This is a genomic window from Dysosmobacter sp., assembly GCF_052306735.1.
Lineage (GTDB): Bacteria > Bacillota > Clostridia > Oscillospirales > Oscillospiraceae > Oscillibacter.
The window spans coordinates 1-11,961 of sequence record NZ_DAWBAJ010000057.1; the positions used below are offsets into that span (position 1 = coordinate 1).

Here is an 11,961-nt window from a genome sequence, read left to right on the forward strand (position 1 = left end):
TCCCACTCTCTGGCGCAGTCTCCACCGCGCCGACAGCTTTGTTAGAATACCAAACCATCCACCATTTGTCAACACCTTTTTCCCGATTTTTTAATATTTATTATTTCCGGCTCTTATCTCCCCGTTTCTCTACAGGAAAAGCGCTGGGCAAACAGGGACACTGGTGTTATAATGTCCATACCATCATCCATTATACATATATAATTAGGAGGGATCATTCTGCGGATCCATCGTATGACCGCCACTTTTGGAAAGCTCCAGGGCCAAACCCTGGAGCTTCGGGACGGCCTGAATATCATCGAAGCACCCAACGAAACCGGCAAATCCACCTGGTGTGCTTTCCTCACAGCCATGCTCTACGGCATCAACAGCCGGGAGCGGGACCGGGCCGGCTTTATTGCCGAGAAAAACCGCTACGCCCCCTGGGCGGGCACTGCCATGAGCGGCCGGCTGGACTGTCTGTCAGACGGCCGGGAGCTGACCATCACCCGCACCACCCGGCGGCAGACCGCCCCGCTGGGTGAGTTTCAGGCGGTATACGCCGGAACGGGAGACGCAGTGCCGGGCCTTACCGGCCAGAACTGCGGTGAGACCCTGCTGGGTGTCGGCCGGGAGGTTTTTGAGCGCAGCGCCTTCATCCGGCAAAGCGGACTGACCGTCACCCAGGACGCGGGGCTGGAGCGGCGGATCGCTGCCCTCATTACCTCTGGGCAAGAGGACACCTCTTATACAGAGGCCGCCGACACCCTGAAGAAGCAGCTCAACCGCCGCCGCCACAACAAGACTGGGCTGCTGCCCAATCTGGAGGGAGAGCTGGCCGAGCTGGACCGCCAGCTCCAGGAGGTCTCCGCTGCGGAGGACCAGCTCTCCCAGGCCCGCTCCCAGGCCCGGCAGCTGGAGGGCCGGGAAGCGGCGCTGACGGAGGAACTGGCCCAGCATGATCGCTGGGAATCCGCCCGGAAGCGCCAGGCCCTGACTCAGGCGGAGACAGCTGCCCGGGAAGCGGAGGAACACGCCGTGTCGGTGCGCCGTCAGCTGGAAACGGAACAGATCCCCGGAAACGACACCATTGGCCGCCTCCGGGGCGCCATCGTCAACCTGGAGACCGTGCGCAAAAGTGTGGACAAAGCCCGGGGAGAGCGGGACGAGGCCATGAAGGCCCTTTTGCGGGCGGAAGCCGCCGTGAACGAGAACCCCTTTGCCGGACAGACGGCGGAGCAGGCCTGGAAATCCGCCACCTCCATCAGCGATTCCAAGCCGTGGCCCCTCAGCGAGCTGCTGCCATCTATCTTTTTGGGGATTTTCACCCTGGTTTTCTATGCCGCTCAAATTCTCGGCATGGGTGGCGGCTTTGTAGACGCCCTTTGGGGCATTCCCTGCGCCCTCGCCGCATTGTTGATTCCTTTTTATAAAAACCGGAAATGGAAGCAGGAAACGGCTGCGGCCCTGAAGAAGCACAATGTCTCCTCCGCCGCGGAACTCCGGGAGAAAGCCGTGGCTTACGCAGATCTCTTAAAGGCCCAGGAAGCCGCCCAGGCGAACGCCAATGCCAAGGCCGCCACTGCCGACGCCCTGTACGCCTCCCTCACCTCCAACGAGCAGGGCATTTTGATGGAAGTCCGCCGCTTTGCCCCCGCCGCCTACGACATTCCCACGGCGGACGCCCTGCTGCGCCAGTGCGCCGTGCGTCGCCGGGAGCTCCAGGAGGCGGAGGCCGCTGCCCGGGAAGCCCGGATGCGCAGCGACCTCCAGGCCCAGGAAGCCCCCCAGGCCCCGGAGGATCTGGAGGCACAGCCTCCCGCCCGCAGCCGGGAAGCGGTCAGCGGAGAGCTGGACGCTGTCCGGGCCGCTCTGGCCCAGGCCCGCTCGGCTGCCGACCGCCTGACGGGTCAACTCCACACGCTGGGCGACCCGGGAGCGCTGCGGGAGCGCCGGGCCCGGCTGGAGGAGCAGCGTGTGCAGCTGGAGGGGGAGTACGATGCCATCCGAATGGCCATGGAGACCCTGGAGAGCGCCAACACCACCCTGCAAAACCGGTTCTCCCCGGCCCTGGGACGCCGGGCGGCGGAGATCTTCCGCCAGCTCACCGGCGGCCGCTATGAGGGCGTGGTGCTGGATCGCCAGTTCCGTTTGAGCGCAGAACCGGCGGGAGACGGCGTCTACCGGGACGCTCAGCTGCTCTCTGCCGGAGCGCTGGACCAGCTGTATCTGGCGGTGCGGCTGGCCATCTGCCAGCTGGTGCTGCCCCAGGAGCGGGAAGTCCCCATGGTGCTGGACGACGCCCTGGCCAATTTTGACGATGCCCGCTGTGCCGCCGCCCTGGACTATCTGACCCGGGAGGCCCAAAACCGGCAGATCCTCCTCTTCACCTGCCACAGCCGGGAGGCAGATTTCCTGGAAAACCGCCCGGAAGTTGCCGTCTGGCGGTTGACGGAAGCCCTTTGACGGTATAAGATACCTTGTGCGTACAAGAATATTCCCGCGCAAGCGGAAAAAGGAGATCAGACAATATGAGCGAATGCACCCATAACTGCTCCACCTGCGGCGAGAACTGCGGGGAGCGGCAGGAGCCTCAGTCCCTGCTGAAGGAGCACAACCCCAACGCCCGTATCGGCAAGGTATACGGCGTGGTATCCGGCAAGGGCGGCGTGGGCAAGTCCATGGTCACCAGCCAGCTGGCCGTCACCATGCGCCGCCGGGGCTATGAAGTCGGCGTTCTGGACGCGGACATCACCGGCCCCTCCATTCCCAAGGCCTTCGGCATCCACACCCAGGCGCTGGGCAGCGAGGAGGGCCTGTATCCCGTGGTTTCCCGCACCGGTATCCAGGTGATGAGCACCAATCTGCTGCTGCCCAATGAGACGGATCCCGTCATCTGGCGCGGCCCCGTCATCTCCGGCGTGGTGCAGCAGTTCTGGACGGATGTGCTGTGGAACTGCGACTACCTCTTTGTGGATATGCCGCCGGGAACCGGCGACGTGTCCCTCTCCGTGTTCCAGTCCATCCCGCTGGACGGCATCCTCATCGTGGCCAGCCCCCAGGAGCTGGTGAGCATGGTGGTGGAAAAGGCCGTGAAGATGGCGGAGATGATGGAAGTGCCCATCCTGGGCCTGGTGGAGAACATGAGCTATGTGACCTGCCCGGACTGCGGCAAGAAGATCCACCTCTTCGGCGAGGGCAAGACTGCCCAGGCCGCCGCCCGCCACAACCTGCCGCTGCTGGCGGAGATGCCCATTGATCCCGCCCTGGCCTCCCTCACCGACGAGGGCAATATCGAGAGTTTTCAGGGCACCTGGCTGGACGGCGTGGCCGACCGGCTGGAAGGCAAGTAAAATCCCATGGGCCGCGTGTGCATTTCTCCGCACCGCGGCCCTTTTTGGCAGTTTTTGTCCATCCTGCACAAATTTGTGAGGGAAGGCTTTGGGTGAAAAATCCCTTTTTGTGTGGAAAAACAGTTGCAAAATCCGCCTGGATTCGAGATAATAAAAGGTACTTCAATACTTCCGCATACGGAATATCATAATTTTTGAATAAGACGCAAGGGGGACGAAACACATGCAGGAACTGAAGGACCGCATCGTGAAGGAAGGCAAGGTGCTGCCCGGCAACATCATCAAGGTGGACGGCTTTTTGAATCACCGCATTGACACGGAGCTGATGACCCACATCGCCGAGGAGTTCGGCAAGCACTTCAACATGGATGAAGTTACCATGATCCTCACGGCGGAGGCCTCCGGCATCGCCCTGTCCGCCATCGTGGCCCAGCACTTCCACAAGCCCATGATCTTTGCCAAGAAGGCCAAGAGCGACAACATCGAGGGCGGTCTGTACCAGAGCGACATCTTCTCCTACACCTATAAGAAGAAGGTCACGCTGCTGGTGTCCAAGGAGTGGATCTCCTCCGACGATAAGATCCTCATCATCGATGACTTCATGGCCAACGGCGAGGCTATGCGCGGCCTGTGCGACATCGTGGATGCCGCCGGCGCCACTCTGGTTGGCATCGGCTGCGCCGTGGAGAAGGGCTTCCAGGGCGGCGGTGACCGCCTGCGGGCTGCCGGCGTGAATCTGAAGTCCCTGGCCATCATCGAGTCCGCTGAGCCCGGTCATATCGTCTTCCGGGACGAGGAGTGATCCTTTCACACCCGGCCCGATGGGGCCGGGTGTGTCCGTTTTCCCGGGCAATCTGAAACCCCGCACCACTTTTTCCGTCTTTCTTTGTAACCAAACAAAAGGGAGGCGTACGGTATGAAAAAGCATTGGCGGATTCTGCTTCCACTGATCTTGGTGCTGCTTTTGCTTCTGGTTCTGCTGCTCCTGCATCCGCATTCTGCGGCTGAGGAAACGCAGGATGCGGACGCGCTGCTGTGTGCCAAGCCGGTGATCTACCTCTATCCGGAGGAGGAGACAGCCGTCAGCGTCAAATTGGATTACGACGGCCAGTTCACCACCACCTACCCGGCCTATAACAATGGCTGGAGCGTCACCGCAGAGCCGGACGGCACCCTGTATGACCAGCAGGGCCGAGAGTACAGCTACCTCTTCTGGGAGGGCATCCCCGACACGGAGTACGATTTTTCCCAAGGCTTCTGCGTCCCCGGCAGAGACAGCGCGGAATTTTTGCGCTGCGCCCTGGAAAAGCTGGGTCTGACAGCCCGGGAGTTCAACGAATTCATTGTCTACTGGCTGCCCCAGATGGAGGGCAACGCCTATAACCTCATCGCCTTTCAGTCGGACGATTACACGGATCACGCCCGGCTGACCATCTCCCCGGAGCCGGAGAGTATCCTGCGGGTCTTTATGGCCTGGCAGCCCCTCCAGGAGCCGGTGGAGATCATCCCCCAGGACCTGCCCTCCTTTGAACGCACCGGCTTTACGGTGGTGGAGTGGGGCGGTGTCCGGGTTTCCTGACAACAACCCAACCTGAAAAGGAGGAGTCAATTTGTCCCATCAAACCGTCATCGTACTGGACTTCGGCGGCCAGTACAATCAGCTCATCGCCCGCCGCGTCCGCGAGTGCGGCGTCTACTGCGAGGTGAAGCCCTACACCACCTCCATGGACGACATCCGGGCCATGAACCCTATCGGCATTATCTTCACCGGCGGCCCCAACAGCGTTTATGACCCCAAGTCCCCCCAGGCCAACCCCGAGGTGTTCCAGCTGGGCGTCCCCATTCTGGGCATCTGCTACGGCTGCCAGCTGCTGGCCCACAATCTGGGCGGCAAGGTCATCGCCGCCACCGACGACTCCGCCCGGGAGTACGGCAAGACCGAGACCTATTTCAATACCGACTGCAAGCTCTTCAAGGGCCTGCCCGCCCAGGGCATCACCTGGATGAGCCACGGTGACTATATGGAGAAGGTGCCTGAGGGCTTTGCCCTGGTGGCCCACTCCGACGCCTGCCCCAATGTGGCCATCTGCGACGAGGCCCGGGGCTTCTACGGCGTGCAGTATCACCCCGAGGTAAACCACACGGAGCACGGCACCGACATGATCCGCAATTTTCTCTATGAGGTCTGCGGTGCCCAGGGCGACTGGACCATGGGCGATTACAAGGCCACCGCCATCCGCACCATTCGGGAAAAGGTAGGCGGCGGCAAGGTGTTGCTGGCCCTCTCCGGCGGTGTGGACTCCTCCGTGGCCGCCGCTCTGGTGGCGGAGGCTGTGGGCAATCAGCTCACCTGCGTCTTTGTGGATCACGGCCTCATGCGCCTCAACGAGGGCGACGAGGTGGAAGCCGCCTTCAAGAAGTGGGACATCAACTTCGTCCGGGCCAACGCCGAGGAGCTGTTCCTTTCCAAGCTGGCCGGGGTCACCGAGCCCGAGCGCAAGCGCAAGATCATCGGTGAGGAGTTCATCCGGGTCTTTGAAGCGGAGGCCAAGAAGATCGGCCAGGTGGATTACCTGGTCCAGGGCACCATTTATCCCGACGTTATCGAGTCCGGTGCCGGCGACGCCGCCGTCATCAAGAGCCACCACAACGTGGGCGGTCTGCCTGACTACGTGGACTTCAAGGAGATCATTGAGCCGCTGCGGATGCTCTTCAAGGACGAGGTCCGTCAGCTGGGCCGTGAGTTGGGTCTGCCGGAGTATCTGGTGATGCGCCAGCCCTTCCCGGGCCCGGGCCTTGCCATCCGCGTCATCGGCGAGATCACCAAGGAAAAGCTGGACACCCTGCGTCTGGCGGACTTCATCTTCCGGGATGAGATCGCCAAGGCCGGACTGGAGGGCTCCATGAGCCAGTATTTCGCGGTGCTCACCAACATGCGCTCCGTGGGCGTCATGGGCGACGGCCGCACCTATGACTATACCCTGGCCCTGCGTTCTGTCACCACCAGCGACTTCATGACCGCCGACTGGACCCGTATTCCCTACGATGTGCTGGACCGGGTCAGCGTACGGATTGTCAACGAGGTTCCCAATATCAACCGCATTGTCTACGACATCACCTCCAAACCCCCCGCAACTATTGAGTGGGAATGACGCTCGAAACGGCGAAAACCCGCATGAATACAGGCTTTTTTGCCCGTCCATACTGCTCTTGATACTGGATTGATACTATTTGTGTCCGCCCGGTATTCTCAAGAGAAAAATCCCAAAAGGACAAGCAAAACCGCCCTGCTGAACGACAAATTCAGCAGGGCGGTTTTTTTGCTTGTCTTATTTATTTTTCCGCCAAGGGATATAATATTCGCTTTCCAGGCCATCGTCGCAGGTATGGGGCCAGTTGAGTTTCCATTCAAAATACTCTTCCCTGGTGATCTCCCCGGCGTGTAACTCCTGCTGACGAAAAAGCCATTCCCGCATGAACTCGTCCACAAGGCCATACTGGAAGTACATACCCACGGGAGGGTGTGCGGGCCAGTCATCGCTATCATTGTACCGTACAGCGGTATCATCAGCGGCCCCTGCTCTGCCCGGATTGCGGACAAGTTGGAACAGGCGGATAGCGCCAGGGCTGTCCTCGTCCAGCCAGAAGAATGTCCGCATGAAGTCCTCGGCAGAGCCGGGGGCGATGGTGTAGAAGTTCTGGCGGTCTACCCGCAGCGCCTCGGCCATCTTGTCCAGCAGTTCCCGTTTCGGAACACGGTAATTCGTCTCATACTGGGCGATCCGGTTGTCCGCTCCCTTTTCCTCAAAGCCGATAGCAAGCCCCAATTCCTTTTGTGTCATGCCTCGAAAGGTGCGGATTTTCTTTATCTTGTCTCCGACTGTCATAATATCCCACCGCCTTTGCCAATAGTATAGCGCAAAAAAGCGAAAGATGCAAGATAATCTTTAACAAAAATGCGAAATAAATTCTTGACATTAACACTTATGTTAATGTATAATGAAGATGGTGACATTAACATATTTGCGAAACTAAAATAAGGAGGTGCTGACCATGGAAAAGGAGCTGTTTGTGAGAGCAGAGGAGGTCGCCAGGGAGCTGGGCATTTCCAAGCCCTACGCCTACAAGCTGGTGCGGGAGATGAACGAGGAGCTGAAGAAAAAAGGCTTTCTCACCATTCCCGGACGGGTAAGCAGGCGCTACTTCGAGGAAAAATTCTATGGGCTGCGGGACAGACAATAAGGAGGGAACCACAATGCCGGCATACAAAGACAAGGCAAAGGGCACATGGTATGCGTCCTTTTACTACGAGGACTGGACGGGCAAGAAAGTAAAGAAAATGAAACGGGGCTTTCCCACCAAGCGGGAGGCTCTGGAGTGGGAGCGGACATTCCTGCAACAACAGACCGCCGACCTGGAAATGACCTTTGAAAACTTCGTGGCTGTCTATGTGGCGGACATGAAAGGCCGTATCAAGGAAAACACCTGGGGGACGAAAGAGCATATCCTCTACAAGAAGTTGGTGCCGTACTTCGGCAAGCGGAAGATGTGCGACATTCACTCCAAGGAGGTCATCGCCTGGCAGAATGAAATGCTGGGTTACCGGGACAAGAACGGCAAGCCCTACTCTCCGGTGTACTTAAAAACGCTGCACAATCAGTTGAGCGCCGTGTTCAACCATGCGGTACGGCACTACAATCTAAAGGTCAATCCCGCTGCCCAGGCGGGCAATATGGGAAAGCCAAAGGGACGGGAAATGCTGTTCTGGACAAAGGCGGAGTATCTGAAATTCGCCGAGGCCATGATGGACAAGCCCCTTTCCTATTACGCCTTTGAAATGCTCTACTGGTGCGGCGTCCGGGAGGGGGAGCTGCTGGCCCTCACTCCTGGCGACTTCGACTTTGAGAAACAGACCGTCACCATCTCCAAGTCCTACCAGCGGATTAAGGGCAAGGATGTGATTACCGACCCCAAGACCCCTAAGAGCAACCGGGTCATTCAAATGCCCGCTTTCCTCTGTGAAGAAATGCGAGACTATATCAAGAGCCTGTATGGGGTGAAGCCCACCGACCGCATTTTCACGGTGACAAAATCCTACCTCCACCGGGAGATGGACAGGGGTGCGAAAGAGGCCGGGGTAAAGCGGATCAGAATACACGACCTGAGGCACTCCCACATTTCGCTGCTCATTGACATGGGCTTTACGGCCCTGGCAATCGCTGACCGGGTGGGACATGAAAGCATTGATATTACCTACCGCTACGCCCACCTGTTCCCCACCCGGCAGGCGGAGATGGCGGACAAACTGGACATGGAGCGAAAGGGGGCCTAAATCATGTCAGTGAAAAATCTTGACCGACACAACCGCTGGAGAAACAAAACTGTGGCTTTCCGGGTGTCCCCGGATGAGGACAGGGAAATTGAAACCGCTGTGCGGCTCTCCGGCCTTACCAAACAGGACTACATCACCCGACGGCTGCTGTGCCGGGATGTGGTGGTACAGGGCAACCCCAGGGTGTATAAGGCCCTGCGGAACGAGCTGGCCGCCGTTCTGGAAGAACTGGAGCGTATCGAGGCCGGGAATGGCGTGGATGGGGAGTTGCTGGACACCATCCGGCTGATCGCCGCCATCATGGACGGCATGAGGGAGGATTGATAGATGGATAGATTGCAAGAGAAAACGACTGCCCCATATCCGCCTGTTGGCGCAGACGGGGGACAGTCGCTCTCACAAAAACCTAACCAAAGTATAGCAGAGGGCGTGACAGAACACAAGCCCCCGGAAAGAGATTTGGAGGAAATCCTGCGGCAGATAAGCCGGGTCAATGACCCGGCCTATCTGCCTACCGTGTCTATGAATGACCTCTACGAACAGGTGTACCCCGGCAGACCTCCTGTGGTAGACGGTCTGCTCTATGCGGGGACATATCTCTTTGTGGGCGCTCCCAAGGTGGGCAAGTCCTTTCTCATGGCCCAGCTTGCCTATCATGTGAGTATGGGCCTTTCCCTGTGGGGGTATGAGGTGCGCCAGGGGACAGTCCTCTATCTGGCCCTGGAGGACAACCACCGTCGCTTACAGGAGCGGTTGTACCGGATGTTTGGAGTAGAGAGTACCGGAAACCTGTTCTTTGCCATCGGAGCTAAGCAGCTCGGCGGTGGCCTGGAGGAGCAGCTAAAGGGCTTTGTCCGGGAACACACGGACACCCGGCTTATTATCATCGACACCCTGCAAAAAATCCGGGAGGCCGGGGCAGAGAAGTACAGCTATGCCAACGACTATGAGGTAATCACCAAACTGAAACGGTTTGCCGATATAAGCGGGGTTTGCCTCCTGGTTGTACATCACACCCGCAAGCAGCAGGCCGATGATAAGTTTGATATGATCTCCGGCACCAACGGCTTATTGGGTGCGGCAGACGGGGCCTTTCTGCTCCAAAAGGAGCGGCGGGCAGACAACGCCGCCACCCTGGACATTTCTGGGCGGGATCAGCAAGACCAGCGCCTCTACCTCAAGCGGGACGAGGAACGGCTTGTGTGGGAGCTGGAGCGGCGGGAAACGGAGCTGCGGCAGGAGCCGCCTGACCCGGTGTTGGAGGCTGTTGCCGCCCTGGTAACGGCGGAACGGCCAGAGTGGAGAGGGACGGCCACGGAACTTGTCGCCGCCCTGGGGCTGGATATGAAACCCAATGCCCTGGCTATGCGGCTGAATGTCCGGGCGTGGCGGCTGTCCTATGAGTACCACATCCACTATGAAAGCGCCCGAACCCATGCCGGGCGGAGTATCAAGCTCACGTTGGAGGAACCCCAGGCGTGACGACCGTGACAGCTGTGACAGCTTTTCGGAGTGCGGAGGCGGTGTGTAAAACATCGTCACGGTCGTCACGGCTGTCACGGGGAGCGGGGGCGAAAGTCAAGGGGGGCATACCTGCGGGTGGAGATTGCCGCAAGTCAATACAACCCGTACCCCTTGACTTTCGGCCCACGGAAAACACTTGCCGGGCGGTGGAAAGGCCCCTGGCCTTTCCACCCTGCCCAACGGCGAGTGACAAAGTTTAGGCGGGGTGCAGGGTGCCCTTTTCAAAGGGCGGCCCTGCTGGGGGAGGCAACCGCAGTTGCCGGGGGCAAAGCCCCCACACCACCCCGTAGGGCGCAAATGCGCTTTTGATGGCCGTCAGGCTGTCAAAAGTGCTTTTGCGTTACTTTCGCAGAAAGTAACAAAGGCTCGCCGCTTGCGCGGCGGAAAAGGGAGGAGGGATTGATTTGAAAAGGACAATCAGCGCCATGGTGGGCCAAGGATCGGTGAACCATAACAGTAGAAAATTCCACGCCAAGAACACTGACCCGGAACGCTCCCACTTGAATATAACCTACTGCCAGGAGAATATCAAGGCGGTGTACCATGAACTCTTTGACGAGGCTCTGGAACGGTACAACGCTAAACAAACCAGGGCCGACAGAAGGATAGAGGATTACTATGAGAAGATCCGCTCCGGCAAGCAGGAAAAGCCGTTCCATGAAATCATCCTGCAAGTGGGCAATCGAGATGATATGAGCGCCGACAGCGAGGAGGGACAGCTTGCGGCAGCGGTTTTGGACGAGTACATGAAGGGCTTTCAAGAGCGCAACCCCCAACTCCGGGTGTTCTCTGCCCACCTCCACATGGACGAGGCTACGCCCCATCTGCACATTGACTTTGTACCATTCACCACCGGGAGCAAGCGAGGGCTGGACACGAGGGTATCTTTGAAACAGGCGTTAGCGGCCCAGGGTTTCCAGGGCGGCACCAGAGGGGACACAGAGTGGAGCCAGTGGGTGCGCTCGGAAAAGGAGCAGCTTTCCCTGGTCATGGAGCGCCACGGGATTGAGTGGGAGGACAAAGGCACCCACGACAAGCACTTGTCTGTGCTGGACTACAAGAAAGAGCAGCGGGCAAAGGAGATCGCCGTTCTGGAGACGGTCAAGGCGGAGAAAGAAAACCAGGTGGAGAGCCAGGAACGGCGGCTCAAAGAACTTGCCCCGGCGGTGAAAAATATGGAGCGGTTGGCAGCGGATTTCTCCGCCAATCCGGAGGAGATTTTGCCGGAGCCGGGAACGCTGGAAACAGGCCGGGCCTACCGAGAGAAAAAGGCAAAGCCCCTGCTGGCCCAAATCGTCAAGGTGCTGCGCTCCCTGTATCTGGCCTATGTGGAGCTGCGGGGGAAATTTGAGCGTCTGCAAGGGGACTATGGCCGGGTGAGGGAGAGCAACATCCGCCTGTCTGATCGATTGCAGGAGGTCAAGTTGGAAAACAAGGCCATGCGGCAAGTCTCCGCTGACTATGAGCGGGTCAAAAGGGCCTTTGGCCCAGAACAAGTGGACAGAATATTAGAGGCAGCTTACCAGCAGGAACATGCCGAAAAGGAACGGAAACGGGCCGCAAAGTCAAAAATTCGGATAGACGCACGATAATCACCAAAACCGGAGGGTATTCCAGTGAATACCCTCCGATTTTATTTGTGGAATCGGTAAAATGATTTCTTGTTTTTTAGAGCGTACTATGATATACTGCTATTATCCTGATTTGAGGAGTCTATCAAATATGCGGCAAGGTATTCTTAAATAAAATTTGATAATGGGCGCAAAAATGATT

Annotated in this window: 11 protein-coding genes; 10 read left to right on the top strand and 1 reads right to left on the bottom strand. The window is 58.6% G+C overall.

What is annotated here, in order from left to right; translation table 11 throughout:
• Positions 1-234 precede the first annotated feature (234 nt).
• The 5 genes from ACT67G_RS10870 (at position 235) to guaA (ending at position 6,484) form a co-directional block, all read left to right on the top strand.
• Positions 235-2,445: an ATP-binding protein gene (locus tag ACT67G_RS10870; protein WP_443664251.1), complete on the top strand. Its 2,211-nt coding sequence runs from the start codon at positions 235-237 to the stop codon at positions 2,443-2,445.
• A 65-nt stretch (positions 2,446-2,510) separates the two neighbouring features.
• Positions 2,511-3,332, top strand: a complete 822-nt coding sequence (locus tag ACT67G_RS10875) for a P-loop NTPase (protein ID WP_443664252.1) — start codon at positions 2,511-2,513, stop codon at positions 3,330-3,332.
• Between the two features lie 223 nt (positions 3,333-3,555).
• The gene (locus ACT67G_RS10880) at positions 3,556-4,134 is read left to right on the top strand and encodes a xanthine phosphoribosyltransferase (RefSeq protein WP_325247968.1); all 579 of its coding nucleotides are present in this window, start codon (positions 3,556-3,558) and stop codon (positions 4,132-4,134) included.
• Positions 4,135-4,248: 114 nt separating this feature from the next.
• Positions 4,249-4,911, top strand: a complete 663-nt coding sequence (locus ACT67G_RS10885) for a hypothetical protein (protein WP_443664253.1) — start codon at positions 4,249-4,251, stop codon at positions 4,909-4,911.
• A gap of 31 nt (positions 4,912-4,942) precedes the next feature.
• Positions 4,943-6,484 carry a glutamine-hydrolyzing GMP synthase gene (gene guaA, locus ACT67G_RS10890; RefSeq protein ID WP_443664254.1) on the top strand — a complete coding sequence of 514 codons (1,542 nt, stop codon included), beginning with the start codon at positions 4,943-4,945 and terminating at the stop codon, positions 6,482-6,484.
• A 177-nt stretch (positions 6,485-6,661) separates the two neighbouring features.
• On the opposite strand, the gene ACT67G_RS10895 is transcribed toward guaA, so the two are convergent.
• On the bottom strand, positions 6,662-7,219 hold the full coding sequence (locus tag ACT67G_RS10895) for a helix-turn-helix domain-containing protein (RefSeq protein ID WP_004010378.1): 558 nt from the start codon (positions 7,217-7,219) through the stop codon (positions 6,662-6,664).
• Between the two features lie 166 nt (positions 7,220-7,385).
• On the opposite strand from ACT67G_RS10895, the gene ACT67G_RS10900 reads away from it, so the two are divergent.
• From ACT67G_RS10900 to ACT67G_RS10920, 5 genes are all read left to right on the top strand, one after another.
• Positions 7,386-7,574 carry a hypothetical protein gene (locus ACT67G_RS10900; protein ID WP_004010379.1) on the top strand — a complete coding sequence of 63 codons (189 nt, stop codon included), beginning with the start codon at positions 7,386-7,388 and terminating at the stop codon, positions 7,572-7,574.
• Between the two features lie 13 nt (positions 7,575-7,587).
• On the top strand, positions 7,588-8,664 hold the full coding sequence (locus tag ACT67G_RS10905) for a site-specific integrase (protein WP_004010380.1): 1,077 nt from the start codon (positions 7,588-7,590) through the stop codon (positions 8,662-8,664).
• Between the two features lie 3 nt (positions 8,665-8,667).
• Entirely contained in the window at positions 8,668-8,988 is a 321-nt protein-coding gene (locus ACT67G_RS10910) for a plasmid mobilization protein (RefSeq protein WP_004010381.1), read from the top strand.
• A gap of 3 nt (positions 8,989-8,991) precedes the next feature.
• The gene (locus ACT67G_RS10915; protein ID WP_031474225.1) at positions 8,992-10,146 is read left to right on the top strand and encodes a helicase RepA family protein; all 1,155 of its coding nucleotides are present in this window, start codon (positions 8,992-8,994) and stop codon (positions 10,144-10,146) included.
• Positions 10,147-10,592: 446 nt separating this feature from the next.
• Positions 10,593-11,780, top strand: a complete 1,188-nt coding sequence (locus ACT67G_RS10920) for a plasmid recombination protein (RefSeq protein WP_228275371.1) — start codon at positions 10,593-10,595, stop codon at positions 11,778-11,780.
• The last annotated feature ends 181 nt before the right edge of the window (positions 11,781-11,961 follow it).